At 66.2% G+C, this 26,127-nt stretch carries 19 protein-coding genes; 9 read left to right on the plus strand and 10 right to left on the minus strand.

Annotated elements, in window-relative coordinates:
* Window positions 1-72: 72 nt before the first annotated feature.
* Window positions 73-2,364: an NADP-dependent malic enzyme gene (locus tag H4O11_RS07515; RefSeq protein WP_182338777.1), complete on the plus strand. Its 2,292-nt coding sequence runs from the start codon at window positions 73-75 to the stop codon at window positions 2,362-2,364.
* A 149-nt stretch (window positions 2,365-2,513) separates the two neighbouring features.
* Here H4O11_RS07515 and H4O11_RS07520 read toward each other — a convergent pair whose 3' ends face one another.
* Complete coding sequence (locus H4O11_RS07520) at window positions 2,514-5,855, minus strand: GH92 family glycosyl hydrolase (protein WP_182338778.1); 3,342 nt, start codon at window positions 5,853-5,855, stop codon at window positions 2,514-2,516.
* Between the two features lie 237 nt (window positions 5,856-6,092).
* Between H4O11_RS07520 and H4O11_RS07525 the strand changes: the two genes are divergently transcribed.
* From H4O11_RS07525 to H4O11_RS07535, 3 genes are read left to right on the plus strand one after another with little or no spacing between them, the layout of a single operon-like run.
* The gene (locus tag H4O11_RS07525) at window positions 6,093-6,290 is read left to right on the plus strand and encodes a zinc-finger domain-containing protein (RefSeq protein ID WP_182338779.1); all 198 of its coding nucleotides are present in this window, start codon (window positions 6,093-6,095) and stop codon (window positions 6,288-6,290) included.
* 16 nt (window positions 6,291-6,306) lie between these two features.
* Complete coding sequence (locus H4O11_RS07530) at window positions 6,307-7,422, plus strand: glycosyltransferase (protein ID WP_182338780.1); 1,116 nt, start codon at window positions 6,307-6,309, stop codon at window positions 7,420-7,422.
* The gene (locus H4O11_RS07535) at window positions 7,403-8,761 is read left to right on the plus strand and encodes an O-antigen ligase family protein (protein ID WP_182338781.1); all 1,359 of its coding nucleotides are present in this window, start codon (window positions 7,403-7,405) and stop codon (window positions 8,759-8,761) included. The genes H4O11_RS07530 and H4O11_RS07535 overlap by 20 nt, the downstream gene beginning before the upstream one ends.
* 116 nt (window positions 8,762-8,877) lie before the next feature.
* Here H4O11_RS07535 and H4O11_RS07540 read toward each other — a convergent pair whose 3' ends face one another.
* On the minus strand, window positions 8,878-9,795 hold the full coding sequence (locus H4O11_RS07540; protein WP_182338782.1) for an LpxL/LpxP family Kdo(2)-lipid IV(A) lauroyl/palmitoleoyl acyltransferase: 918 nt from the start codon (window positions 9,793-9,795) through the stop codon (window positions 8,878-8,880).
* Between the two features lie 70 nt (window positions 9,796-9,865).
* Here H4O11_RS07540 and waaA point away from each other — a divergent pair, with 70 nt between their 5' ends.
* From waaA to H4O11_RS07555, 3 genes are all read left to right on the plus strand, one after another.
* The gene (gene waaA / locus H4O11_RS07545) at window positions 9,866-11,167 is read left to right on the plus strand and encodes a lipid IV(A) 3-deoxy-D-manno-octulosonic acid transferase (protein ID WP_182338783.1); all 1,302 of its coding nucleotides are present in this window, start codon (window positions 9,866-9,868) and stop codon (window positions 11,165-11,167) included.
* A gap of 104 nt (window positions 11,168-11,271) precedes the next feature.
* Window positions 11,272-12,234, plus strand: coding sequence for a hypothetical protein (locus tag H4O11_RS07550; protein ID WP_182338784.1), 963 nt, complete (start codon window positions 11,272-11,274; stop codon window positions 12,232-12,234).
* A gap of 290 nt (window positions 12,235-12,524) precedes the next feature.
* Window positions 12,525-13,445 (plus strand): hypothetical protein, encoded by a 921-nt coding sequence (locus tag H4O11_RS07555; protein WP_182338785.1) that lies wholly within the window; start codon window positions 12,525-12,527, stop codon window positions 13,443-13,445.
* A gap of 172 nt (window positions 13,446-13,617) precedes the next feature.
* On the opposite strand, the gene H4O11_RS07560 is transcribed toward H4O11_RS07555, so the two are convergent.
* The 5 genes from H4O11_RS07560 to H4O11_RS07580 all read right to left on the minus strand — a co-directional run bounded on the left by H4O11_RS07560 (window position 13,618) and on the right by H4O11_RS07580 (window position 18,471).
* Window positions 13,618-14,790, minus strand: coding sequence for an MFS transporter (locus H4O11_RS07560; protein WP_246333337.1), 1,173 nt, complete (start codon window positions 14,788-14,790; stop codon window positions 13,618-13,620).
* A gap of 82 nt (window positions 14,791-14,872) precedes the next feature.
* On the minus strand, window positions 14,873-15,475 hold the full coding sequence (locus H4O11_RS07565; RefSeq protein WP_182338786.1) for a TetR/AcrR family transcriptional regulator: 603 nt from the start codon (window positions 15,473-15,475) through the stop codon (window positions 14,873-14,875).
* A 141-nt stretch (window positions 15,476-15,616) separates the two neighbouring features.
* Window positions 15,617-16,978, minus strand: coding sequence for a TolC family outer membrane protein (locus tag H4O11_RS07570; RefSeq protein ID WP_182338787.1), 1,362 nt, complete (start codon window positions 16,976-16,978; stop codon window positions 15,617-15,619).
* Between the two features lie 16 nt (window positions 16,979-16,994).
* Window positions 16,995-17,642 carry a protein-L-isoaspartate O-methyltransferase family protein gene (locus tag H4O11_RS07575; protein ID WP_182338788.1) on the minus strand — a complete coding sequence of 216 codons (648 nt, stop codon included), beginning with the start codon at window positions 17,640-17,642 and terminating at the stop codon, window positions 16,995-16,997.
* 139 nt (window positions 17,643-17,781) lie between these two features.
* Entirely contained in the window at window positions 17,782-18,471 is a 690-nt protein-coding gene (locus H4O11_RS07580; RefSeq protein WP_182338789.1) for a TetR/AcrR family transcriptional regulator, read from the minus strand.
* Window positions 18,472-18,584: 113 nt separating this feature from the next.
* Between H4O11_RS07580 and H4O11_RS07585 the strand changes: the two genes are divergently transcribed.
* Window positions 18,585-19,724, plus strand: a complete 1,140-nt coding sequence (locus tag H4O11_RS07585; RefSeq protein WP_182338790.1) for an efflux RND transporter periplasmic adaptor subunit — start codon at window positions 18,585-18,587, stop codon at window positions 19,722-19,724.
* 4 nt (window positions 19,725-19,728) lie between these two features.
* Window positions 19,729-22,896 (plus strand): efflux RND transporter permease subunit, encoded by a 3,168-nt coding sequence (locus H4O11_RS07590; protein WP_182338791.1) that lies wholly within the window; start codon window positions 19,729-19,731, stop codon window positions 22,894-22,896.
* Window positions 22,897-23,054: 158 nt separating this feature from the next.
* On the opposite strand, the gene leuB is transcribed toward H4O11_RS07590, so the two are convergent.
* The 3 genes from leuB to leuC are packed head-to-tail and all read right to left on the minus strand — an operon-like array spanning window position 23,055 to window position 26,105.
* Window positions 23,055-24,119, minus strand: a complete 1,065-nt coding sequence (gene leuB, locus H4O11_RS07595) for a 3-isopropylmalate dehydrogenase (protein ID WP_182338792.1) — start codon at window positions 24,117-24,119, stop codon at window positions 23,055-23,057.
* The gene (leuD, locus tag H4O11_RS07600) at window positions 24,109-24,687 is read right to left on the minus strand and encodes a 3-isopropylmalate dehydratase small subunit (RefSeq protein ID WP_182338793.1); all 579 of its coding nucleotides are present in this window, start codon (window positions 24,685-24,687) and stop codon (window positions 24,109-24,111) included. The genes leuB and leuD overlap by 11 nt, the downstream gene beginning before the upstream one ends.
* On the minus strand, window positions 24,687-26,105 hold the full coding sequence (gene leuC, locus H4O11_RS07605) for a 3-isopropylmalate dehydratase large subunit (protein ID WP_182338794.1): 1,419 nt from the start codon (window positions 26,103-26,105) through the stop codon (window positions 24,687-24,689). The genes leuD and leuC overlap by 1 nt, the downstream gene beginning before the upstream one ends.
* Window positions 26,106-26,127: the final 22 nt, after the last annotated feature.

The raw sequence follows: 26,127 nt of genomic DNA on the forward strand, positions 1-26,127 counted from the left end.
ACGCGACAGGTCCTGACCATCCAACGGGGGTATGATCCCCTGTCCCCCTTGCCCATTCATGTGCCCCAGTCGATGTCCAACGAAGATTTCAAGCAGGCCGCCCTCGATTACCACCGCATGTCGCCGCCCGGAAAGATCAAGGTGACCGCGACCAAGCCGATGCTGACCCAGCGCGATCTGTCGTTGGCCTACTCCCCGGGCGTGGCCTATGCCTGTGAAGCCATCAAGGCTGATCCACAGATGGCCAGCGAATACACCGCGCGCGGCAACCTGGTCGCGGTGATCTCCAATGGCACCGCCGTGCTGGGCCTGGGCAACATCGGGCCGCTGGCCGGCAAGCCGGTGATGGAAGGCAAGGGTGTGCTGTTCCAGAAATTCGCCGGCATCGATGTGTTCGACATCGAAGTGGACGAGATGGATCCGGACAAGCTGGTGGACATCATCGCTTCGCTGGAGCCGACCTTCGGTGGCATCAACCTGGAAGACATCAAGGCACCGGAGTGCTTCATCGTCGAGCGCAAGCTGCGCGAGCGGATGAAGATCCCGGTATTCCACGATGACCAGCACGGTACGGCGATCATCGTCGGGGCCGCCGTGCTCAATGCCATGGCGATCACCGGCAAGAAGATCGAAGACGTAAGGCTGGCGACCACGGGCATGGGCGCTGCCGGCATTTCCTGCGTGAACATGCTGGTGCAGCTGGGCCTGAAGCCGGAAAACATCCTCGCCTTCGACCGCGAGGGCGTGATCCACACCGGCCGCACCGACCTGGACCCCGAAAAGCAGCGCTATGCGCGCGATACCGACAAGCGCACCCTGGCCGAGATCGTCGACGGCGCGGATATCTTCCTGGGCCTGTCGGCGCCGGGCATCCTGACCGCGGACATGGTCAAGACCATGGCGCCGGATCCGGTGATCTTTGCGCTGGCCAACCCGACCCCGGAGATCATGCCGGAAGATGCGCGTGCGGCACGCCCGGACGCGATCATCGGCACCGGCCGTTCGGACTATCCGAACCAGGTCAACAACGTCCTGTGCTTCCCTTACCTGTTCCGCGGTGCGCTGGATGTGGGTGCAACCGCGATCAACGAAGAAATGAAGATCGCCTGCGTGCGCGCCATCGCGGCGCTGGCACGCCGGGCAGCCACCGACATGGGCTCGGCCTATGGCGGCGAAACGCCGAGCTTCGGCCGTGACTACCTGATCCCGCGTCCATTCGACCGCCGCCTGCTGGTGGAGCTGTCGGCAGCGGTGGCGCAGGCCGCGATGGATTCCGGTGTTGCGGCTCGTCCGATCGAGGACATGGACGCCTATCGCCAGAAGCTGTCCCAGTTCGTGTACCGCACCAGCCTGATGATGAAGCCGGTGTATGACCGCGCGCGCGCCGACAAGCAGCGCGTGGTGTATGCCGAAGGCGAAGAGGAAGTGGTGCTGCAGGCAGTGCAGAACGTGGTCGATGAAGGCCTGGCGCATCCGATCCTGATCGGCCGTCCGGATGTCATCGAGGCCCGCATCCAGCGGCTGGGCCTGCGCCTGAAGATCGGCGAGAACATCCAGGTCACCAACATCAACGATGACCCGCGTTTCAATGAGTACTGGCAGTACTACCACGGCCTGACGGGTCGTCGCGGCGTTACCGTGGCGGCAGCGAAGAACCTGATGCGTTCACGCCCGACCCTGATCGCGGCGGTGATGGTGGCCCGCGGCGAAGCCGATGCACTGCTGACCGGGGTGGTCGGCCGTTTCCACAAGAAGCTGGGCTATGTACGCAGCGTGCTGCCGCTGGAGTCGAAGGTTACGTCGACCTCGGCGATGACCGGCGTGATCAACCAGCAGGGCGTGTTCTTCTTCGTGGATACCCACGTGCAGGAAGACCCGACCGCCGAGCAGATCACCGAGGCCACGCTGCAGGCGGCGTACCGCATGAAGCTGTTCGGCATCGAGCCGAAGGTGGCGCTGCTGTCGCACTCCAACTTCGGCAGCCATGATTCGAAGGACGCGCTGAAGATGCGCCAGGTCCGCGACATGCTGCTCAAGCGCAATCCACGTTTGAACGTGGACGGCGAGATGCAGGGCGATACCGCATGGGACGAGGCGCTGCGGCAGAAGCTGCTGCCGGGTTCCACCTTGCAGGGGCGTGCGAACCTGTTCGTGCTGCCGAACCTGGAGGCGGCCAACATCGCCTATAACCTGGTGCGTGTGTTCACCGATGGCGTGGCGATCGGCCCGATCCTGATGGGCGTGGCCAAGCCGGCACACATCCTGACCACCAGTGCGACCTCGCGACGCATCCTCAACATGAGCGCCATCGCGGCCGTGGACGCGCAGATCCGCAAGCAGCTGGAAGCCGAAAAGAAGGCCTGACGGCCTTCCTTCCCTCCAGGTAGCGCGAGCACCCGGGTAGCGCCGAGCCATGCTCGGCGAGCGCGCAGCGCGGCCCATGCCGGATCGCATGAGGCCCGGGAAGAAGCCGCCGAGCATGGCTCGGCGCTACCACCAGGGGGCTCAGCCGGCTATTGGCCGGGTGCCAGCAGTTCCACTTCGGCCAGTTGCATCCGGCTCGGGGCGCCGATGCGCAGGCGGTATTCGGCATAGCGCCCCGGCTTGGCGATGCGGAATGGCCGGGTCTGCCGTGCCCATGCGAAGTCCTCGCCACGGCGCGTATCGAGCGTCGTCCAGCGGCCACCGGACGTGCGGGCTTCCAGCGTCCATTCGCCGCCATCGATGGTGCGGTCGCCGCTGGTCAGGGTGTACATCGACGGGGCGCCGTCGGCCACGCCGCTGAACACCACTGATGCCTTGGCTCCCAACGGAACCGTCGTGCCCGCATCGTCATCGACCAGTGCGTCCAGCGCGCTGCCATCCTCCAGCCGTGCCCGGGCACCCGCTGCCAGCAGGTCGTGCAGCAGTGCGGGGTGTTTGCCGCGCGCGGTCAGCGATGGCAGCACGTCGTCCGCACCGCTTCCCCAGCGCGAAGGCTCCGGGCCCATCTGGAAATCCAGCGTCGCGCCGCCTGCCACCACCTCATGTGGCAGCCAGGTCTTGGTCCACGGCTTGCCATTGACCTTCAGCGACTGCACGTAGACATTCTCCGGCGAGTTGTCCGCCGCGTTCACCGTCAGCACTGCGCCATCCTGCAGGGTCACCCTGGCATGGCGGAACAACGGCGAGCCAATGGCGTACTCCGGCGCGCCCATGCGCAGCGGATACAGCCCCAGCGAGGCGAATACATACCACGCAGAGGTCTCGCCGTTGTCCTCGTCGCCCGGATAGCCCTGGCCGATCTCGCTGCCCACGTACAGGCGCGCCAGGATCTCGCGCACGTGCTTCTGGGTCTTCCACGGCTGTCCGGTGTACAGGTACATCCACGGGATATGGTGCGAAGGCTGGTTGCTGTGCGCGTACATGCCCATGCGCACGTCGCGCGCCTCGGTCATCTCGTGGATCAGCCCGCCATAGGAGCCTGCCAGCGCCGGGTCGGCGGTTTCGGGCGTATCGAAGAACGCATCCAGCTTGGCGGCAAGGGCCTGGCGGCCGCCATACAGCGCGGCCAGCCCTTCGCCGTCGTGGGCGGCGGTGAAAGCGAACGTCCAGCCGTTGGATTCGGTGTAGTCGTGGCCCCAGGTACGCGCGTCGTAATCCTTTGCGTCCAGCCGCCAGGCGCCGTCCGGACGACGGCCCTGGAAGAAGCCGGCAGCCGGATCGAACATCGTCGAATAACCGGCGGCGCGGTGCCTGAAGTAGTCCGCCTCGGTGGCGTAGCGCTCGCGTGCCTGTGCCGTTGCCGCGCTGGTCGCCAGCTTCGCGGCCATGTTGGCGATGCCGAAATCGTTCAACGCACCTTCCAGCGTCCAGGACATGCCTTCGTGCACCTCGCTGCTGGCGAAACCACGGAAGGTGGAAAGGTCCATGCCCTTGCGACCGACGTGGCGGTCCGGTGGCACGACGGTGGCATTGCGCAACGCCGCGTCATACGCCACGTCCACATCGAATCCGCGCACGCCCTTCAGCCAGGCATCGGCGAAGGCCACGTCCGAACTGGTGCCCACCATCAGGTCGGCATAACCCGGTGACGACCAGCGTGCCACCCAGCCCCCGGCGCGGTATTGCTCCAGGAAGCCCTGCACCAGTGCGCCGGCATCGTCGGCACGGAACAGGGCATAGGCCGGCCAGGTCGTACGGAAGGTGTCCCAGAAGCCGTTGTTGACGTAGACGCGGCCATCGCGGATGGGCGCGAAGCTGCGTGCGGCACTGCCGTCGGTGTTGTCTTCGGCGGCACTGGCCTGGCTGGCATAACGCCATTCGGGTGCCTGCGCGGTGCCGACGTTCTCGTGGCCGGAATTGGGATACAGGTACAGGCGGTACAGGTTGGAATACAGCGTGGTCTTCTGGTCATCGCTGGCATCGCCGATGTCGAATGCCCCCAGCCGTGCATCCCATGCATCCTGCGCGCGCGCCGCCACCTGTTCCAGGCCATCGTCGGCAGCCAGCTCCAACGCAAGGTTGTGCCGGGCCTGTTCCACCGAGATCAACGAGGTGGCGATGCGCATGTGCACGCGGTGGTCGTCACCGGCATCGAATTTGATGTAGCCGGTGGGACGGCCGGTGTCGATGCGGCCGCTGCTGCGCCAGGGACGGTCGAAACTCGCCACCACGAACATGCGGGTCGCGCCGTTGGAGAGCCCGCTGCGTACGTCGGTGTGGCCGGACAACGTCTGCGATGCGGCATCCAGGGTCAGCCCGCCGCGTCCATCGACATTGTCGAACAACAGGTTGGCGTCCGAGCCGGCGGGAAAATCGAAACGGAACAACGCCGCATGGTCGGTCGGCGCGATGGAGGCGCTGATCCCGTTGTCGAAGCGCACGTCGTAACGATAGGGGCGGGCACTTTCCTGGTCATGCGAAAAGGACAGGGAGCGCTTGCCGCGGTCGGCCTCGGGCACGCCCCGGGTGCTGGAGGGCATGACCTGGAAGGTCTGCCGGTCGCCCATCCAGGGGCTGGGCTGGTGGCTGAGCGAAAGTGCCTGCAGGCGTGGCCGGTTGGCGTCGTCGTTGTGCTCGTTCCAGCGGTACAGCCAGTTCAACACGCCTGCATCGGTCACCGGCGTCCAGAAATTGAAGCCATGCGGGACGGCCGTGGCCGGGAAATTATTGCCGCGCGAAAAGGTGCCGTTGGATTGCGTGCCGCGGGTGGTCAGCACCCATTCGGACGGCCGCTGTGGTTGGCGGGGCGGTGCCGCGTCCAGGCGTATGTCGTCGATCCAGCCGGATACGGGCGCACCTTCCGCGCTGGCCAGCTCCAGCTCCACTGCGACAACGCGGCGCCCACGCAGCGAAGGGTCGTCGCCCAGGCGCACGGCCTTGCGTGCCCACTGCTGCGGATACAGGGTCTTCGAATCGCCCTGTGCACGGGCGCCCAGGGCGACGCCATGCTGGTCGCGCGCGGCACTGGTGGAGATCCGCTGTCCATCGTCCAGGCGCAGGTCCAGCGAGACATACGTGGAGGCCACGGTATCGCCGTGGACGATTTCCGGCAGGACCATCCACGACAGCGTGGTATCCGCATCGATCACCTGGTCGGCGTCCAGTACCACCTGCCGCGCGGCGCCACCGGCGCTGGCGTAGTGCAGCGCGTGCAGGCCGCTGTAGCCCATGTCGGCCTTGGCCGCATAGGGTGCGCTGGGGCCGGCGCCGACACGCAGTTGGATCGGTCCTTCGCTGCCGGTCGCCGGCGCCGGCTGCCCGGTTTCGAACGAGGTTGCCAGCGGGGTCGCATGGGCAGCCGGGATCAGGGCCAGCGCCAATGCGATGGACAGTGGCGCACGGCGGGCACGGTAAGGCACGGACAGGGGCATTGCGTTCTCCTCCCAGAGCAACATGAACCATCCTGCAACATGCACGTTGGCGCTGACAAGTGAATTTGGTTCGATCCAAATTCGTGAAATGGCGGTTTTGCGATATTTCACGCCCCTGGACATGGATCGATCCAAATCATGTCTGGCCCTCCACCAGCCCCTGCCGTGCCGCAAAGGCCCTGTGGCGGTGCAGATGCTAGAATCACAGGCCTCGTACCTCCTTTCACGACGCCTGCCATGAGCCATACCGCCACCGCTCCCGCCAACGCTGAAAAGCGTTACACCGTGCACCGCAGCGATCTTCCGCTGAGCTGCCCGACCCCGGAGATGGCGCTGTGGAACTCGCACCCGCGCGTCTACCTTCCGATCGAAGACGAGCCGAACGGCGAAGCCAAGTGCGCCTACTGCGGCGCCGTGTTCGTGCTGGCCGACTGACCGGAGCCCGCGCCCGATGCGCCGATTGACCGTGGTGCAGCTGCTGCCGGCGCTGCATTCCGGTGGCGTCGAACGCTCGACGCTGGAGATCGCCGCCGCGCTGGTTGCTGCCGGCCATCGCGCGCTGGTGGTGTCTGCCGGCGGCCGCTTGGTGGAGCCGTTGCTGGCCAGCGGTGCAGAGCACCTCACGCTGGATATCGGCCGCAAATCGCTGCTGACGCTGCGCCACATGCCAACGCTGCGGCGCTTGTTCGCCGAGGTCGGCGCGGACATCGTGCACGCGCGCTCGCGGCTGCCCGCATGGCTGGGGCTGAAGGCGGTGAAAGCGCTGCCGGTGGCCGGACGCCCCCACTGGGTGACCACCGTGCATGGCCTGAATTCGCCCGGTCGCTACAGCGCGGTGATGACCACTGGCGAGCGCGTCATCTGCGTGTCCGATACCGTACGCGACTACGTACGCCGGCATTACCCCGACGTGGCCGCCGAGCGCCTGCAGGTGATCCCGCGCGGGGTCGATACCGGCCAGTTCCCGCGCGTGGCGCGCAACGACCAGCGTCCCCGGCTTGCATTGGCCGACGAACATCCCTGGTTGCTGGACGAAGCGGGGCCGCTGCTGCTGCTTCCCGGCCGCGGCACCCGGCTGAAAGGCCATATCCACGCGTTGCAACTGTTGGCCAGGGTGCGCGCGGCGGGAACCCCGGCACGCCTGTGGCTGCTGGGCACCGACGAGCCGGGCCGCGAATCCTACGTCAGCGAACTGCGCCAGCAGGCCCGCGTGCTGGGGGTCGATGCGGCGCTGCATATCAGCGTTCCCACCTCGCGCATCGCCCAGGCTTACGCGGCCAGTGACCTGGTACTGCAGTTGTCCGACAAGCCCGAGGCGTTCGGTCGCACCGTCGTTGAAGCGATCGCGGTCGGGCGTCCGGTGCTGGGCTGGGACCATGGCGGCGTGGGAGAACTGCTGCGGCAACTGCAGCCTTCCGGCGCGGTGCCGCTGGACGACATGGCGGCGCTGGGTGAACGCGCGCTGGCGCTGCTGGCCAATCCGCCTGCCTTGCCGTCCCGCATCCCGTTTACCCTGCAGGCCATGCAGCGCGACACGCTCCGCCTCTATGCCGACCTCACCAGCTGACCATCACGGAGTGCCACCGGACGACCGTGCCGGTCGCTGGGCGCCATGGTGGGTGCTGGCCTTCGTGGCACTGTGGCCACTGCCGGGCATTGCCGAAGGCGTGCTGGTGCTGGGGGCGCTATACGCTGCCACGCGCATGGTCACGCGCCGGTTGCAGGGGCATGCGCGCCTGCTGAGCCCGGCTGCATGGGCGCTGGCCAGCATCCTGTTCCTTGGCTATTGGCTGCCGCAGGCATTCTCCGCGCTGGATGCAGTGGACCCGTCCGCGGCATGGACCAAGACCGCCGCGGGCCTGCGCTATCTGCCCTTCATGTGGCTGGTGGCGATCGCGGTGGCTACGCCGCAACGGCGCTCATTGACCTTGAACGGCCTGGCGTTGATCACCGCGGCCTGGACCGCAGATGCACTGGTGCAGGCAGTGGCCGGAACCAGCCCGTGGTTCTGGTCGTTGGACCAGCTGAAGCAGCTGACGGGTGGAGGTGCGCTGTGCAGCCCCGAAGAAACGGCGCTGGCTGATCGTCTCAGCGGGGCGCTGGGACCGTGCAACCTCAAATTCGGCCAGGTCCTGGCAAGCCTGTCGCCGTTCCTGCTGCTGCCTGCAGCAGCGCGGCATGGGCGCATCGGCTGGCTGCTGGCGACGTTGGCGGTGGGCATCGTGCTGTTGCTGGCTGGCTCGCGCGCCTCCTGGATCACCTTCGCACTGGTGGTGGCCTATAGCGGCTGGCGCCTGCTGGGTGGTCGGCTGCTGCTGTTGCTGGCCTTGTTCGGCAGCCTGGTTGCGGCAGGATTGGCGGCCAGCGTGCCGCAGCTGCGCGAACGCGTGGCACGCACCGCGCAGGCCTGGGAGGGCAGCGACGACGGCATGGAACAGGCACTCTCGGGTCGTGGCCGCATCTGGGCAGCGGCCGGCTGCATGATCCAGGCGCACCCGATCAATGGAGTGGGCGCGCGTGGCTTCCGCGACGCCTACCCGGCGTGCGACGCGCAGGCCGGGCAGCAGGAGGTGTGGGGCGAGGGGCCAGCGTTGCACGCGCACCAGATCGTGCTGGAAATCCTCGCCGAGACCGGAGTGATCGGCCTGCTGCTGTGGCTGGCGGCTTTCGCCCAGGCATGGCGTGCATGGCGTTTCGCCCCGCCTGATGCCCGCGACCGTGCACGGCCGGCGATGCTGGCGCTGGCCGTCACGGTGTTCCCGTTGAACACCCATCTGGCGTTCCATTCCACGTTCTGGGGCGGGCTTACCGTGTTGCTGGCGGCGCTGTATGCCGGCAGCCTGTTCGCCCGGGACGGGGACAGTGCAGCGGGGCATGGCCCCGCTCTACCGAAACCACACGGATAACTGGTAGTGACGGGCCATGCCCGTCAACCGCGCGCAGCGCGGCACATCGTCCGCAGCCGCATCCCCGCCGCCGCATGGACCCATCCGACGGAGGGGCCATGCCCGTCAACCGCAGGTTACTGGTAGTAATCGCTGCGGCCACCGGGCTGGCGCTTGAAGCGCCGGTGGATCCACAGGTACTGGTCCGGCGCCTCGCGCACCATCTGTTCGATGGCCTGGTTCACCCGGGCCGTATCGGCTTCCACGTCCTGGCTGGGGAAATCCGCCAGTGGCTCGCCGATCTTCAGGTAGTAACTGCCGCCTTCGCGGCGATGGAAGTAGGGCACCACCGCGCACCCGGTCATGCGCGCCAGCTGGTGCGTCGCGGTGATGGTGGCGGCGGTGTGGCCGAAGAAGGGAACAAACACGGTGTCCTTGCCGCGCATGTCCTGGTCCGGCGCATACCACAGGAATCCGCCTTTCTTCAGGTGGCGTACCGTCGGGCGGATGTCTTCGTTGGCGTACATCGCCTTGGCATAGCGCAGCCGGCCGAATTTCACCGCCCATTCGTAGACCGGGTTGCGGTGCCTGCGGTACATGCCGGACAGCTCGACGTGGTCGCATAGCAGGCGCCCGCACATCTCCAGGGTCATGAAGTGCCCCGACACCAGCAACACGCCACGGCCCTCGGCCTTGAGCCGATGCAGGTGCTCCAGGCCTTCGACATGCACCTTCGGTCGGATCGCATCGATGCTGCCCCACCAGGCGCGCGCGAACTCGAAGATGCCCACGCCCAGCGCATCGAAGCTGTCGCGCAACAGGCGCTTGCGCCAGGCATCATCCTTCTCCGGGAAGCACAGCCTGAGGTTGACCTCGGCAGCGCGCCGGCGGCTGCCGGCCATCCGCCATGCGACCGAGCCCACGCCGCGGCCGAGCGCACGCTGCAGCATCCAGGGCAGTCGTGCGACCGCGAACGCTCCCAGCATCACGACGAACATGGGCCAATGGCGCGGATCGCGCAGCGACGGACGGGGGGCGGTAGTGGCATCGGACATGTTGTCATTCTAGCAATCCCCCGTGCCGGGGCCGCGTGTCTTTCCCGGGGGGCTCCCGTATCCTTCGGCTATGCGCAAAGACCCCGTCGAATGGATCCTGCGCGGCCTGTACTCGGCCGTGCTCTACCTGTTGCTGCCGATCACGGTCTACCACCTGGTCTGGCGCGGCTTCCGGGTCCGCGAATACTTCCGGCGCTGGGACGAGCGCTATGCCTCCTATCCCGATTCCAGCTGCCAGCCGCGGGTATGGCTGCATGCGGTTTCGGTGGGGGAGGTCAATGCCGCTGCACCGCTGGTCAACGCGTTGCGCGCGCTGCGCCCGGACATCCGCTGGGTCATCACCACCATCACCCCGACCGGGTCGGAGCGGGTACGCGCGCTGTGGGCTGATGCGGTGGACCATGTCTACCTGCCCTACGATGTCCCGGGCAGCGTGGGGCGCTTCCTCAACCACTTCCAGCCCAGCCTGGCGCTGATCCTGGAAACCGAGCTGTGGCCGAACATGCTGTTCGGTTGCCGCAGCCGGGGCATCCCGGTGTACATCCTCAACGCGCGGCTGTCGGCGCGCTCGTTGCGTGGTTACCGGCTGCTGGCACCCCTGATCCGCCGCGCGCTGCGCACCGTGACCTGCGTGGCGGCGCAATCGCAGGATGATGCGGCGCGCTTCATCCAGCTGGGTGCCACGCCGGCGCAGGTGCAGGCGCTGGGCAACCTGAAGTTCGACATCACCACGCCGGACGTGCAGCCGTTCGTCGACCAGTTCCACCAGCAGGTACCGCCCGGTCGCCTGGCATGGATCGCAGCCAGCACCCACGAAGGGGAAGAACAAGCGGTGGTCGACCTGCATCGACGGTTGCGCCAACAGCATCCGGAACTGCTGTTGTTGTGGGCGCCGCGCCATCCCGAACGCTTTCCGAAGGTGGAGGCACTGGCGCGCGAACAGGGCTGGAAGGTGGCTACGCGTCGCGCGCAACAGTGGCCGCGGGCCGAAGACGATGTCTTCATCGTCGATACGCTGGGCGAGCTGATGTCTTTCTATGCCTGTGCGCAGGTGGCCTTCGTCGGCGGCAGCCTGCAGGCGATCGGCGGACACAACCTGCTGGAACCGGCGGCGGTGGGAACGGCTGCGGTCACTGGCCCCCACCTGCACAATTTCGCCGAGATATCGCGTCGCATGCTGGAAGCCGGGGCCCTGCTGGTCGGGCAGGACGTGCAGTCGGTGGGCGAACATCTGCGGCACCTGCTGGCCGATGCGCAGGCGCGCAGGGACATGGCCCGTGCCGGCTGCGTACTGGTCAGCAATGGGCGCGGGGCGTTGAAGCGCACCCTTGCGCTGGTAGAACCCCATCTACCACCGGCGATCGGGTCGTGATCAGCCCGGACTGCGCTTTTTAAGTCTTCTCCGATTCTCTGGATGACGCAGGCTCCCTAGCTTCAGGGGGGCAGCCGTTGGCTGCGTCCTCCACAGAGAAGCCGATGCCTGTTTCCTACCTGGCGCCCGTCCGTAGCGGCGCGCTTGCTGCCCTGCTGCTGCCCATGTCCCTGATGGCCATGGAGCGTCCCGCCGACGCCGATGCGCACCCGCGTTTCCTTGGCCCATTGGCCAGTGGCGGCCAACCGTTGCCGAAGGGCATGCTGAACGTCGAACCGTACCTGGTCACCACTCTCTCGACCAAGAGTTTCGACGGGGACGGCCATCGGCGCAGCAATGATGCGCCTGCGCAACTGGACGTGCTGGTGCCGATCAAATATGGCGTGACCGATCGCCTGACCCTGGGCACCACGCTGTCCGGACAGTACGACCGCGGGCCACGGGGTGGACGTGACGTCGTCCTGGGCGACACGTCCCTCAGCGCGCAGTACGCGCTGTACAGCGGTGGCGGGGCGCATCGCGCCGCGTGGGCGGCCACCGCACAACGCGGGCTGCCGACTGGACGCCATGACCGGCTGCAGTATGCGCGCCACGCTGGCAGTGGCAGCGGTGCACTGACCACCGGACTGTCGACCCAGGGCCAGGCCTATTTCCTCGATGGCATGCTGCGTGCGCGTGTCGATGCGGGGTGGCGGCTGCCGGCGAGCCATGCCGGGATCCACGGCAAGAGCGTCTACGGCACCGCAGCGGGGTTCACTGGCTGGGCGCGCCTGGGCAGCACGTTCAACTCCAGCGTGGCCGCCGAGTACAGCGTGCATCCGCAGTGGACCCTGGTTGCCGAGGCACTGTACGAGCGCGACCGTGGCGCCCGCGTTCGCGGCACGCTGGCCGACGGCACGGCGTTGGACCGGCAGGATCCCGCATCGTGGAGCCTGTCGGTGCTGCCTGCGGTGGAGTATCACTTCAACGACCAGGTCGGGATCATCGGCGGTATCCAGCTGGGCGTGGCCGGACGCAACACGGCGGCGATCATCGCGCCGCAGGTGGCAGTGAACGTTGCCTTCTGACCCAGTGGCCACGCATCCGGTGGTGACGGGCCATGCCCGTCACCCAACGGTCCAGGCAGCCCCCCGGTGCGGTGAGGCGCGCGCATGCGTTGTGACCGGCTAGATAGCCACAGCATCTTGGTTCTCGCTCTTCCATAAATCTTTTGATTGCTGTCTCCCCAACTTTCCGCATTCCGCTATGTGGGCGCCGCTCTTAGCGTCGATCAGGCAGGCAGATGCCTGCTGACTGGAGAGAAGACACCATGCCGTATCACGCCATTGCATCGCGCCGAGCGGGCGCCAGGATGATCATGTTGCTGGGCGCCGCGATGGCCGCGCATACCGCTATCGCCGAAGAGGCGCCACGGTTTGCCGGTCCCCTGTTGAGCCCGGCGCCCCCACTGCCGGTAGGGGTGATCAACATCGAGCCCTACCTGATCCACAGCCAGGTACGTGGCATTTACGACGGTGATGGCAATCGAAAGGATGCCAGCGCTCCGGAGGGTTGGCACCTGGCGGTGCCGGTGCAGTACGGCGTGCATGAGCGACTCACGCTGGCGGCAAGTTTCAATGCGACCTACAACCGCGATGTCGAGGCGTCGCGCGCTTTCGACATCGGCGATACCACGCTTTCGGCCTTGATCGGCCTGTACAAGGGGCAGGGACCGGCGCGGCCTACACTGACGCTTGCGTTGCGGCAGAGCATTGCCACCGGCCACCATGATCGACTCGAGGATCGTCCCATTTCAGTTGCCAGCGGCACCGGCGTCGGCGCCACCAGCGTGGGCCTGCACGGCCAGGCGTACTTCATCGACGGCCGTCTGCGCATGCGTGCCAGCTCGTTGTGGCGCACGCCGGGGGCAAACGCCGGTGTGCACGGGCAGAGCGCATTCGGCACCCCGGCGGGCTTCGACGGACGGGTACGGCTGGGTGCGGCGATGACCAGCCTGATGGCGGCCGAGTACAGCCTGTCGCGCACCTGGGTGCTGGCTGGCGAGCTGTTGCATGAGCGCGAAGGCGAAAGCAGCGTGCATGGCACGCGCCCGGGTGATGCGGGGCGGGCGGAGTTCCATCGCCGTGATCCGTCCAGTTGGCGGTTCTCGGTGGTGCCGGCGGTGCAGTACCACTGGAACGACCATGTCGCGCTGGTAGCCGGTGCGCAGGTGTCGCTGGCCGGGCGCAACAGCACCGCAGTGTTCGTGCCGCAGGTAGCAGTGAACATGGCGTTCTGACGCCCACCCTTCGATGCAGATGACACGGGTAGAGCCGGGCCATGCCCGGCTGCCGTTGCAACGATCCAGTTTGAAGGCAGATGTCACGGCATCGCGACGGCTGGCTGGCAGCGTCGCCTGCTCCAGCTTCATCCGTTCCAGTGCCAGATGTACCGTGCCTGCCAGCACGCCCTCAGTCCCAGCCTTTCCGGCCAGCGCGCAGGTACGGCAGCACGGACAACAGCGCCAGCACGGCCAGCACCATGCCGATCCACAATGCCGACCGCAGGCCGTAGCCGGCGGAGATCGCCATGCCACCCAGGTAGGAGCCGCCGCCCAGGCCGATGTTGATCACCGAGGTGTGCACGGCATTCACCATCGGGCCGGGATGGGCGACGCTGACGATGCGCGCCATCATCGCCGGGTTCATCGGTACGCCGGACAGGCCGATCAGGACCACCGCCACGATCGCCACCCACTTGTACTGGGCGAATATCGCCATGCCGAACAGCGACACGGTGAGCACGCTCAGCCCGACGACCATGATGGCCAGGCTGTGGCGGTAGGCCAGGCGACCGGTAATCACGTTGCCCACGATGTTGGACAGTCCATAGACCATCAGGATGAACGGCACGACGGTCATGCTGAAACCGGTGACGTCGACCAGCACCGGCACGAAGTAGCTGAAGGCCGCGAAGGCGGCACCGAGGATCAGGCAACTGGTGGCGCAGGCTTTCCAGTAGGCCGTGTTCCTGAAAGCCTTGAGCTCCTCTTCCATCTTCAGCGTGCCGCCACCTGCCAGTTGGGGCAGCAGGCGGACCAGGGCGAACAGGCAGGCCAGCACCAGCACGGCCACCAAGCCAAAGCTGACGCGCCAGCCCCAGTGCTGGTCGACGATGGTTGCCAGCGGAACGCCGAATACGTTGGAGACCATGAAGCCGCCAATCACCACCGAGGCGGCGAGCGGGCGGTTTTCCACTGGAACCAGCGCCATGCTGGTGGCCAGGGAAAGGCTCAGGCAGCCTGCGCACAACACGCCGGTGATGACACGGATGGCTACCAGCACGTGGTAGTCCGAGTTGAAGGCGCTCAGGCCCTGCGCCAGCACATACAGGGCCAGCAGCCACAGCAACGTGGACCGATAGGGCACTTTCAGTTTCAGGAACACATAGGTAAGCACCGGGCCGCCAAGCATGACGCCGAAAGCGTAGTACGAGATCAGGTGGCCGACCTCGCCCACGGTGACGCCGAATGCTGCGGACAGGGTAGACATCATGCCGGCCACCATCAGTTCGGCGGTGCCGAGGGAAAATATGGCCAAGCCCAGCACGTAGACGGAAATCGGCAAGCTCTTCTTCGATGACATGCTTCTCGATCTTCTCCTTATAGTGGAATAAACGTTACAAAAATCGGCGGAAGGCGGCGGACAGAACGTCGGCCAGCGCGGCTTAGAGATTGATCAACAGGCCGGCCACGACATCTTCGAGGACCGCCCTGTCCGGGATGTTGCGGCTCAGCACCCGCAGGCCGTAGTAGCCCGCCAGGAAGCCTCGTGCCATCTGCATGGCCGATGCCTTGCCAGCCACTTCGCCGGTCCGTTGGCCTTCGGTGAACACCGCAACCAGGGTCTGTTCCAGTCGCTGCCGGTATTCCTGGTTCAGCGTGGCAACCGCTTCATCCTTGCTGCCACGTTCCAGTGCGGAGAACAGCACCATTGCATCGTGCTGTCCCGGCTGGCTGAGATCTTCGTCCATGCCCCACAGCAACAGGGTGTGCAGCCTGGCCTTCACCGGCCCGGGCTGCATGAGAATGGCCAGCTGCGCCGCCATCGTCTGTTCATGGCTGCGCAGCAACGCCTGCTCATACAGCCCCTGCTTGCTGCCGAAGGCGTTGTAGAGGCTGCCCCTGCCCAGCCCGGTGCCGTCGCAGAGATCCTGCGCCGAGGTGCCAGCGAAACCATTGACGCTGAACACTGCCACGGCAGCGTCGATGACGTCCTCGTCTTCGAACTGCCTGGGGCGACCCGGATAGGACGATTTTTCAGTGCTCATGGCGGGGCGAGGAGGGCATCTGCCCGCTTCTTATGGAATGTTTGTTCCAATATTCTAGCATGCGGATGGCGAGGCGAACCGGGCCCAATGAAAAAGCCACCCGCATGCGGGTGGCTTTCCATTCCAGGCAACCTGCGCCGGTCAGTTGCCGACGGTGGTGCTCGGGTTGCCTGCATCGACGGTCAGCAGGCGGTTGATGTCCTGCAGTTCGGCGATGTCCAGGCTGCCCACGGCCTGGCTCAGCAGCAGGCGGTTCTGCAGGAAGGTGTAGCGCGCATTGGCGTAATCCAGCTGCGCCGAGAACAGGATGCGCTGGTTCTGGATCACGTCCAGCACGGTGCGGGTACCCACTTCCAGGCCAACCTGCGATGCGTCGTACGCGCTCTGCGCCGACACCACCGCCAGGCGACGCGCTTCCACTTCGCTGATGCCGGCGACCAGGGTCTGGTAGGCATTGCGGGTGTTGCGGTCCAGTGCACGCTTCTGCTGCTCGTAACCGTCCTGCGCGATGTCACGGTTGGCCAATGCCTGGCGGACCGCGGACTGGGTGGCGCCACCGGCGAAGATCGGTACGTTCAGGGTCAGGCCGATGCTGTTGGTGCGTGCATCCGGGCTCAGCGAACCGGCACCGGTGCTGTCACCCCAGGTAGCGGTCTTGCCCCAGCTGCCGCCCAGCGACAGCGTCGGCAGGTGGCCGCCACGCGCGGACTGCACGCTGGCTTCGGAAGCGCTCACCGCCAGCTCCTGTGCCTTCAGCGCCGGGTTCTGCGCGACGGCATCCTGCACCAGCTGGTCCACGTTGCCGCGGTTGGCCGGCACTTCCGGACGGAAGTCTTCCGGCAGGCCACGCAGGTTGGTCACCGGCTGGCCGGTCAGTTCGGTCAGTGCCTGGTAGGCGTCGGCCAGCGTGTTCTGCGACACGATGGTATTGGCGCGTGCCTGGTCGAACTGGGCGCGGGCTTCATGCACGTCGGTGATGGGGGCGAGGCCCACTTCCAGGCGCTTGTCAGCGAAGTCGAACTGCTTCTTGGCGGCTTCTTCGTTGGTCTTGGCGGCGTTCAGCGATTCGATCGCCACCAGCACGTTGAAATAGGCGGCAGACGTGCGGACGATCAGGTCGTCGTTGGCCGAATCGAGGGTGAAGTCGGCGGCCTTGCTCAGCTCGCGCTGCGCGCGCAGGGTGCTGAACTGGCTCCAGTTGAACAGGGTCTGGCTGCCGTCGAGGGTGTAGCTGCGGCGACGGCCGTCGATGGTGCCGCTGTTACGCGACGCATCGGCCTCGGTGCGCGTGCGGTTCAACGTGGCCACGCCGTTGATCTGCGGCAGCAGGGCGGCACGTGCCTGCACGGCGCCTTCCTTGTCGAACAACCGGGTGGATTCGGCTGCCGACAACTGCGGGTCGCCGTTGCGCGCCATTTCGTAGACCTGCAGCAGGTCGGCGGCGTGGGCGGACAGCGGCAGCAGGGCGGTGGCCAGCGCAATAGCGAGGGTTCGGCGGATCATTGCGGCTTCCTTGGACTCAGAGGTGGAACTGGGGGGCCGGCGCGGCGCCGCGCAGGTAATCGATATCGGTTTCGAACAGCGATTCGGTGCTGCCGTCGGCCTTGGACAGGATGGCTTCCATCGCCGGCGAACGGCCATGGATGACGAACAGGCGACCACCCGGACGCAGCCACGAGGCAAACTGTGACGGCACAGTGTCGACTGCGCCAGTGACACAGATCACATCGAAGCGGCGTTCGGTCTGCCATGCCAGCGCGTCGGCCACTTCCACGCGCACGTTCGTGCCCAGGCCAGTGGTATCCAGGCGGGTGCGTGCGATGGCGGCCAGTTCCGGGTCGATTTCAAGGCTCAACACATCACGCGCCAAGGCGCCGATGCAGGCCGACAGGTAGCCGCTGCCGGTGCCGATCTCCAGCACTTCGTCGCCCGGCTGCAAGTCCAGCGCCTGCAGGGTGCGGCCTTCGACTACCGGCTTCATCATCTTCTGGTCGGCGTTGAGCGGCAGTTCGATGTCCGCATAGGCCAGCGCGCGGTGTGCTTCGGCCACGAAGGCTTCGCGCGGCAGGCGGGCAAGGACGTCGAGCACCTTGATGTCCAGCACGTCCCAGGGACGGACCTGCTGTTCCACCATCAGTTCACGGGCGTGGGCGTAATCAATCGTCATGAGGTTCCAATCCAGCGCAGTGGGCCGGCCATTTTACCGGTGCCGGAGGCCGGCGGCGCGCCCAGAGCATGTATTCCGGGGCGCCGGCAACGCAGTGCCGGAAGTCATCTCGACCTCCGGCTCGTTCAGGTTGGGGAAGTCATTTCCCATCTGCGGCCTTGGCCGCCGGCCGGGTGGCGTAGGCACGCAGGAAAAAATCGACGCTGGCGGCCACATGCTGGCGTGCGCCGCCAGCATCGGGTACCGGCTGCAGCCCGCACATCATATGCGTGTGCAGCTCGCCCTTGACCAGCGTCATCAGTTGCAGTGCTGCGGTCGGGAAGTCCTGGATGTCCAGTTCGCCGCGTTCCGCGCGGGCGCGCAGGAACTCGGCCAGCGCTTCGGTGGTGCGCCTGGGACCTGCCTGCCAGAACATTTCGCGCAGGCGATCATCGGTTTCCGGCGCCATCATCACCCGCTGCACGGAGACGGCCGCATCGGAGGTGACCAGGTCGAAGAACGCATGCGCGATGCCCAGCAACTGGTCGCGCAGCGGGCCCTCCGAATCGGTGACGAACAGCGTATCGGGCAGCATTTCCACGCATTTTGACTTCACCGCTTCGGTGAACAGCGCTTCCTTGTCGCCGAAATGGCTATAGACGGTCAGCTTGGAGACATTGGCCTGGGCGGCGATTACATCCATGCTTACCCCGGTGTAACCCTGCTCTATGAACAATGCCTTGGCTGCTTCCAGGATGGCCGCACGCTTGCCCAGATCCTTCGGGCGACCGGGACCGGCAGCCTTCGTGGGCGGTTTGGCAGCCGATTTACGGGAGAAGGGACACATCATCCCGCCAATACTAGACCAATCGGTTTGATATTTATACTATACCGGTCAGTTTAATAAACCGGGCTGCTGCGGCGCCCTGTCACTCTATGGCTGCGTTATCAGGACGACAACCGATGAAGATCGTGCGCTGGATGGGAATTGCATTGGGGATGGCCGTGTTGTCGGCCTGTTCCGGCGACAAGGACGCGCCGGAGGCTGCCGTGCCGGTGCTGGTGGTCCATCCTGCCGGGGTGAGTGGGCAGGCACCCGGGGTGTATCCGGGTGAAATCCGTGCACGCCAGGAAAGCACGCTGTCGTTCCGCGTCGGCGGCGAGCTGGTCGCGCGCGCGGTCGATGCCGGCCAGCATGTGCGCCGGGGCCAACTGCTGGCCGAACTGGATGTCGCCGATTTCGCGCTGCAGGCGCGGGCATCAAAGGCACAGCTGGCTGCCGCGCAGGCCGACCTGGTGCGCGCCCGCGACGATCATCGGCGTTATGAAACCCTGGCGGCGCAGCAACTGGTCAGTCGCTCGACGCTGGACCAGCAGACCGCCGCACTGAAGGCCGCGCAGGGGCAGGTGGATGCGGCGCGCGCCAACCTGGATGTGCTGGACAACCAGGCGGGCTACGCCCAGTTGCATGCGCCTGCCGACGGTGTGATCACCCACCGCGAGGCCGAAGTGGGGCAGGTGGTTTCCGCTGGCCAGGCGGTCTTCGAGCTTGCCGCCGATGGCGCGCGGGAAGTGTTGATCGCACTGCCTGAAGCCACGATCGGCGATCACGCGGTGGGCGAGGCGGTACAGGTGGAATTGTGGAACCGCGCCGGGCGGATGCTGCCGGGAACGCTGCGCGAGATCGCCGGTGCCGCCGACGCACAGACGCGGACCTACGCGGCGCGGGTGAGCCTGGACGATGCCGTGCCGGATGGCGTGGAACTCGGGCAGAGCGCCCGGGTCTACAGTCGCGCAGGCCGCAACGGGACCCTGCAGCTGCCATTGGCGGCAGTGCAGCGTGGTGACGATGGCAGTGCCAGCGTGTGGGTGGTGGAGCCTGCTTCATCGCGCCTGAAGGCCGTGCCGGTAACCGTCGGGGCGTATGGCAGCGACGCGGTACCCGTACATACCGGTGTGTCCGTTACCGACTGGGTGGTGGCCGCGGGCGGCCATCTGCTGCGCTCCGGGCAGCCGGTGGTGGCGGTGGACCGGCAGAACCGGCCGGTGCTGAAGCCGGTCGCTGCCGCAGCCGGCTCGGCTGCTCCGAAGGGCGGGGAATAAGCCGGTGCGCCGCTTCAATCTTTCCGAATGGGCCCTGGCCAATCGCCCACTGGTGCTGTTTGCCATGCTGGCGTTCGCCTTGATCGGCATCTGGTCGTACAAGCACCTGGGCCAGTCCGAGGACCCGCCATTCACCTTCAAGGCGATGGTGGTGCGCACGCTGTGGCCGGGTGCCACCGCCGAACAGGTCTCCAGGCAGGTAACCGAGCCGATCGAGAAGGCGCTGATGAATACCGGCGAGTTCGAGTTCATCCGCTCTTACTCACGCCCCGGCGAGTCGCAGGTGATCTTCATGGCGCGCGACGACCTGCGTTCGAAGCAGATCCCGGAGCTGTGGTACCAGGTGCGCAAACGCGTCGGCGACATCCAGGCCACGCTGCCACGTGAGATCGTCGGGCCGTTCTTCAACGACGAATTCGGCGACACCTTCGGCAACATCTACGCCCTCACCGGCGAGGGATTCGACTATGCGGTGATGCGCGACTATGCCGACCGTATCCAGCTGGAACTGCAGCGCGTGCCGGACGTGGGCAAGGTCGACCTGGTCGGCCTGCAGGACGAAAAGGTATGGGTTGAACTGTCCAATGCCAAGCTGGCCACGCTGGGGGTATCGATGCAGCAGGTGCAGCAGGCACTGGCTGACCAGAATGCGATCACCGGCACCAGCTTCTTTGAAACCGGCACCGACCGCGTGCAACTGCGGGTGAGTGGGCAGTTCGACAGCATCGATGCCATCGGCGCGTTTCCCATCCGCGCCGGCGAGCGCACCGTGCACCTGGGCGACATCGCCGAAGTGAAGCGTGGTTTCGCCGATCCGGCCTCGCCGAAGATGCGCTTCATGGGGGCCGACGCGATCGGGCTTGCGGTGGCGATGAAGGATGGTGGTGACATCCTCGCCCTCGGCACGCACCTGGACGCGGAGTTCGAACGCCTGCAGAAGACCCTGCCCGCCGGCATGCAGTTGCGCAAGGTGTCCGACCAACCCAAGGCGGTGGAAGAGTCGGTGGGTGAGTTCGTACAGGTACTGACCGAGGCAGTGGTGATCGTGCTGCTGGTCAGTTTCTTCTCGCTGGGGCTGCGCACCGGGCTGGTGGTCGGGGTGACCATCCCGCTGGTGCTGGCGATGACTTTCTTCGTCATGCACTACTTCGGCATCGGCCTGCACAAGATCTCGCTGGGTGCGCTGGTGCTGGCACTGGGCCTGCTGGTGGACGATGCGATCATCGCGGTGGAGATGATGGCCACCAAGATGGAGCAGGGCTACGATCGCCTGCGTGCGGCCAGTTTCGCGTGGGAATCCACCGCGTTCCCGATGCTGACCGGAACGTTGATCACCGCCGCCGGCTTCCTGCCCATCGCGACGGCTGCATCCAGTACCGGCGAGTACACCCGATCGTTGTTCCAGGTGGTCACCATCGCGCTGGTGGTGTCGTGGATTGCCGCAGTGCTGTTCATTCCGTACCTCGGTGACAAGATGCTGCCGGACCTGTTCAACCGGCAGCCGCCGAAGCCGACCAGCATCGCCGGACGCTGGCATGCGCAGCGCCAGCGCTGGGCCGATCGCTACCCGGCGCTGGCATACCTGGTCGCACCACCACTGCATGGCCATGACCATGACCCTTACCAGCGGCCGTTCTATGTGCGTTTCCGCCGGTTCCTGGATGCCTGCCTGCGCCATCGCTGGTGGGTGATCGCAGCGACGGTACTGTTGTTCGCGCTGTCGCTGGTGATGTTCCGCTTCGTGCCGCAGCAGTTCTTCCCTGATTCCACCCGCCCCGAGCTGATGGTGGATATCGAGCTTGCCGAAGGCGCATCGTTGAATGCCACCCGCGACCAGGTGGGCAAGCTGGAGAAGCTGCTGGCCGACCGCGCGGGCATCAGCAACTACGTCGCCTACGTCGGCACCGGATCGCCGCGTTTCTACCTGCCGTTGGACCAGCAGTTGCCGGCGACCAACTTCGCCCAGTTCGTGGTGCTGGCGCAGGACACCAAGGCACGCGAGACCACGCGCGACTGGCTGCTGCACGAGGTGGTGCCGAAATTCCCGGACGTGCAGATGCGCGTCACCCGGCTGGAGAATGGTCCGCCGGTGGGGTACCCGGTGCAGTTCCGGGTGTCCGGCGAACACATCGCGCAGGTGCAGGCGATCGCGCGCCAGGTGGAAGCCAAGGTACGTGCCAACCCGCACACCATCAACGTCAACCTGGACTGGAGCGAGCCGAGCAAGGTAGTGCGGCTGGTGATCGACCAGGATCGTGCACGCGCACTGGGCGTAAGCAGCGCCCAGGTCAGCCAGTTCCTGGCCAGTTCACTGGCCGGGCAGTCGGTGAGCGTATACCGGGAGGGCAACCGCCAGATTGAAATACTGCTGCGTGGCCCGGCCGACGAGCGGGCCAACCTGGACCTGTTGTCCAGCCTGTCGATGCCGGCCGCCAACGGGGGCAGCATCAGCCTGGCCCAGGTGGCGACGCTGGAACATGGCTTCGAGGACGGCATCATCTGGCACCGCGACCGCCTGCCGACGGTGACCGTGCGTGCCGACATCGGCGATGGCATGCAGCCACTGGACGTGGTCGGGCAGATCCTGCCTTCACTGGACGAGGTACGTGCCCAGTTGCCCAGCGGCTACCTGCTGGAAACCGGCGGCACGGTGGAGGATTCCGCCCGCGGCCAGGATTCGATCGCGGCGGGCATGCCGCTGTTCCTGGTGGTGGTGGCCACGCTGCTGATGTTGCAGCTGCGCAGCTTCTCGCGGGCGGCGATGGTGCTGGTCACCGCACCACTGGGGATCATCGGCGCGACGTTGTTCCTGCTCATCTTCCGCGTGCCATTCGGCTTCGTGGCGCTGCTGGGCACCATTGCGCTGGCGGGCATGATCATGCGCAATTCGGTGATCCTGATCGACCAGATCCAGCAGGATATCGATGCGGGGCATGATCGCTGGCACGCGATCATCGATGCCACGGTGCGCCGCTTCCGGCCGATCGTACTGACGGCGCTGGCGGCGGTGCTGGCGATGATTCCGCTGTCGCGCAGTGCGTTCTACGGTTCGATGGCGATCTCGATCATGGGCGGGCTGATCGTCGGCACGGTGTTGACCCTGGTGTTCCTGCCGGCGCTGTACGCGGCGTGGTTTCGGGTAAAGCCGGGTGAGGTGGGCCAGGCGAGCTGAGCCCCGTCGCGGCTGGTGGCAGAAGTACTTTGCCAGTTTCCTGCGGTAGCGCCGAGCCATGCTCGGCGGAAACCATCCGGATCCATCAACAGGGAGCCGCCGAGCATGGCCCGGCGCTACCGATGCCGGCCCGGCCAACAACCGGGCCGACAATCCATTCAGCAGAGCAGTCGTTCGACCACCGCCGCAGTCGCCTGCGCGGTGGATGCCGCTTCGCCCTTTGCAGCCAGGTCAGCAGTAAACACACCCGCATCCAGCGCCGCATGCACGGCCGCTTCAACGGCGGCTGCTTCTGTTTCCAGGCCCAACGAATGGCGCAGCAGCATGGCTGCGCTGAAGATCGTCGCGTAGGGATTGGCGATGCCCTTGCCCGCGATGTCCGGAGCCGAACCATGGATCGGTTCGTAGATGCCGACCGCACCCGGCTCCCCCAGCGAAGCAGATGGCAGCAGGCCCAGCGAGCCGGCCAGCATCGACGCCTCATCGGTCAGGATGTCGCCGAACATGTTCTCGGTAACGATCACGTCGTATTCGCGCGGCTTGGCCAGCAGGTGCATGGCCATCGAATCCACCAACTGGTGTTCCAGCGCGATCTCCGGGAATTCCTCGCGGCCGACACGCGCGGCGACGTCACGCCACAGACGGGAGGTCTCCAGTACATTGGCTTTATCCACCGAGGTGACCTTGCCGCGACGCTGCTGCGCCAGCCGGAATGCACTGCGCATCACCCGCTCGATCTCCATCACGCTGTAGCTGCACAGGTCGCTCGCGGTATCGGCGGTGCGGGTCTTGTCGCCGAAGTAGATGCCGCCGGTCAGTTCGCGTACCACGACGAAATCCACGCCACGCAATAGCTCGGCCTTGATCGGCGAGGCGTCCAGTGCGGCCTCGTGGGTGCGCACCGGGCGCAGGTTGGCATACAGGCCAAGCGCGCGACGGATCGCCAGCAACCCTTGTTCCGGGCGTACCTTGGCATTGGGATCGGACCACTTCGGTCCCCCCACCGCACCCAGCAGTATCGCGTTGGCCGCCTGGCAGGCTGCCAGGGTCGATGCAGGCAGCGGTTCGCCATGGCGGTCGATGGCGATGCCGCCGATGTCGTGTTCGGCAAAGGTGAAGGTGTGGTTGAAGCGCCCGGCAACGGCTTCCAGTACGGCAACCGCGGCAGCGGCTACTTCCGGACCGATGCCATCACCGGGGAGTACGACGATCTCAGCGTGCATGTTCAGTCTCGTAACGTTCGATTTCAGGGGCGCGGCCCAACAGGTAGCCCAGCTGGTCGACACCTTCCAGCAGGCAGGTCTGCGAGAAGCCGTCCAGCGGGAAAGTGTAGATGCGGCCATCGGGCGTGCGCAGCTCGCGGCTGGCCACGTCGACGGTCAGCTCGTCGTCCGGGCGCTGCATCAGTTCCTGCACGTCGGCTTCGTCCAGCACGATCGGCAGCAGGCCGTTCTTCAGCGAATTGCCACGGAAGATATCGGCGATCTCGCTGCTGACGATGGCGCGCAGGCCCAAGTCGGTCAGTGCCCACGGCGCATGCTCGCGCGAGGACCCGCAGCCGAAGTTGCGACCGGCCAGCAGGATGCTGCGGCCTTCATTCTGTGGTTGGTTGAAGGCGAATTCGGGGTTCGGGGTGCCGTCGGCCTGCCAGCGCCAGTCATTGAAGGCATTGCGCCCCAGGCCGGCACGCTCGGTGGTGGAGAGGAAGCGGGCCGGGATGATCTGGTCGGTGTCGATGTTGGTCTGGTGCAGCACCACGCTGGCCGAGGTCACGCTGCGGAAACCGCTCATCAAGCCACCTCCTGTGCAAACAGTTCGCGGGTGTCGGCCACCTGGCCACGTACCGCCGACCACGCCGCACTCATCGGCGAGGCCAGCAGGGTGCGCGAACCCGGGCCCTGGCGGCCCTCGAAATTGCGGTTGCTGGTGCTGACCGCGAGTTGGCCCGGCGCCACCAGGTCGCCGTTCATGGCGATGCACATCGAGCACCCTGGCTCACGCCATTCTGCTCCGGCTGCGCGGACGATTGCATCGATGCCTTCGGCCTCGGCCTGGCGTTTGACGATTTCCGAGCCCGGCACCACCAGCATGCGCACGCCGCTGGCGACGTGCCGGCCGCGCAGCACCTGTGCGACTTCGCGCATGTCGCTCAGGCGTCCGTTGGTGCAGGAGCCGACGAACACCACGTCCACCGGCGTGCCAGCCAGGACCTGGCCTGCCTGCAGCTGCATGTAATCCAGGCCCTTGCGGGCGGCGGCATCATTGGCGTGCGGAATCGGTGCGTCCACGGCGATCGCGGTACCCGGATGCGTGCCCCAGGTCAGGGTCGGACGGATATCGACGGCATCGATGCGCACTTCCACGTCGAAACGCGCACCCTCGTCGCTGCGCAGCTGTTTCCATTCGGCGACGGCCGCATCGAAGTCCGCATCCTTGGGCCCACGTGGCGTGTTGGCGACCCAGTCGAAGGTGACCTGGTCCGGTGCCACCATGCCGGCGCGTGCGCCGGCCTCGATCGACATGTTGCACAAGGTCATGCGCTGTTCCATGTCCATCGCTTCGATGGTGCTGCCACGGAATTCCAGCACGTGGCCGGTTCCGCCATTGACGCCGATCACGCCGATCACGTGCAGCACCACGTCCTTGGCGCCAACACCCGGCGCCAGGGGACCATCGACGGTGATCGACATGGTCTTCGCCTTGCGTTGCAGGAGGCACTGCGTTGCCAGCACATGGCCGACTTCGCTGGTGCCGATGCCGAAGGCCAATGCACCGAACGCGCCGTGGGTCGAGGTGTGGCTGTCGCCGCAGACGATGGTCATGCCCGGCTGGGTGAAGCCCTGCTCTGGTGCGATCACGTGCACGATGCCACGGCTTTCGGAACTCATGTCGAACAGCTCGATGCCGTGCTCGGCGCAGTTGCGCGCCAGCATCGCCACCTGCGCTTCGGATGCGGCGCTGGCATAGGGCAGGGTGCCATCGGCAGCGGCCGGCAGGGTGGGCGTGGAATGGTCCATCGTTGCCTTGGTGCGGTCCGGGCGGCGTGGCGCCAGGCCGCGCTCGCGCAGCTCGGTGAACGCCTGCGGCGAGGTGACTTCGTGGATCAGGTGCAGGTCGATGTACAGCACGGCGGGCGCGCTGTCGGTTTCGGGAACGACCACGTGGGTGTCCCACAGTTTGTCGTACAGGGTGCGGGGTGCGGGGATCATGCGATGGCCTGGCAGGAAGTTG

Source organism: Stenotrophomonas tumulicola (assembly GCF_014117215.1).
GTDB classification, from domain to species: Bacteria; Pseudomonadota; Gammaproteobacteria; order Xanthomonadales; family Xanthomonadaceae; genus Stenotrophomonas; species Stenotrophomonas tumulicola.

Bases quoted from the DNA above. Each gene is read 5' to 3' on its own strand.
- leuC (WP_182338794.1), bottom strand. From the start codon at position 26,105: ATGATCCCCGCACCCCGCACCCTGTACGACAAACTGTGGGACACCCAC.
- H4O11_RS07535 (WP_182338781.1), top strand. From the start codon at position 7,403: ATGCCGACCTCACCAGCTGACCATCACGGAGTGCCACCGGACGACCGT.
- H4O11_RS07520 (WP_182338778.1), bottom strand. From the start codon at position 5,855: ATGCCCCTGTCCGTGCCTTACCGTGCCCGCCGTGCGCCACTGTCCATC.
- H4O11_RS07585 (WP_182338790.1), top strand. From the start codon at position 18,585: ATGAAGATCGTGCGCTGGATGGGAATTGCATTGGGGATGGCCGTGTTG.
- waaA (WP_182338783.1), top strand. From the start codon at position 9,866: ATGCGCAAAGACCCCGTCGAATGGATCCTGCGCGGCCTGTACTCGGCC.
- H4O11_RS07530 (WP_182338780.1), top strand. From the start codon at position 6,307: ATGCGCCGATTGACCGTGGTGCAGCTGCTGCCGGCGCTGCATTCCGGT.
- H4O11_RS07560 (WP_246333337.1), bottom strand. From the start codon at position 14,790: ATGTCATCGAAGAAGAGCTTGCCGATTTCCGTCTACGTGCTGGGCTTG.
- H4O11_RS07550 (WP_182338784.1), top strand. From the start codon at position 11,272: ATGCCTGTTTCCTACCTGGCGCCCGTCCGTAGCGGCGCGCTTGCTGCC.
- H4O11_RS07540 (WP_182338782.1), bottom strand. From the start codon at position 9,795: ATGTCCGATGCCACTACCGCCCCCCGTCCGTCGCTGCGCGATCCGCGC.
- H4O11_RS07575 (WP_182338788.1), bottom strand. From the start codon at position 17,642: ATGACGATTGATTACGCCCACGCCCGTGAACTGATGGTGGAACAGCAG.
- leuB (WP_182338792.1), bottom strand. From the start codon at position 24,119: ATGCACGCTGAGATCGTCGTACTCCCCGGTGATGGCATCGGTCCGGAA.
- H4O11_RS07515 (WP_182338777.1), top strand. From the start codon at position 73: ATGTCCAACGAAGATTTCAAGCAGGCCGCCCTCGATTACCACCGCATG.
- H4O11_RS07570 (WP_182338787.1), bottom strand. From the start codon at position 16,978: ATGATCCGCCGAACCCTCGCTATTGCGCTGGCCACCGCCCTGCTGCCG.
- H4O11_RS07580 (WP_182338789.1), bottom strand. From the start codon at position 18,471: ATGATGTGTCCCTTCTCCCGTAAATCGGCTGCCAAACCGCCCACGAAG.
- H4O11_RS07565 (WP_182338786.1), bottom strand. From the start codon at position 15,475: ATGAGCACTGAAAAATCGTCCTATCCGGGTCGCCCCAGGCAGTTCGAA.
- leuD (WP_182338793.1), bottom strand. From the start codon at position 24,687: ATGAGCGGTTTCCGCAGCGTGACCTCGGCCAGCGTGGTGCTGCACCAG.
- H4O11_RS07555 (WP_182338785.1), top strand. From the start codon at position 12,525: ATGTTGCTGGGCGCCGCGATGGCCGCGCATACCGCTATCGCCGAAGAG.
- H4O11_RS07525 (WP_182338779.1), top strand. From the start codon at position 6,093: ATGAGCCATACCGCCACCGCTCCCGCCAACGCTGAAAAGCGTTACACC.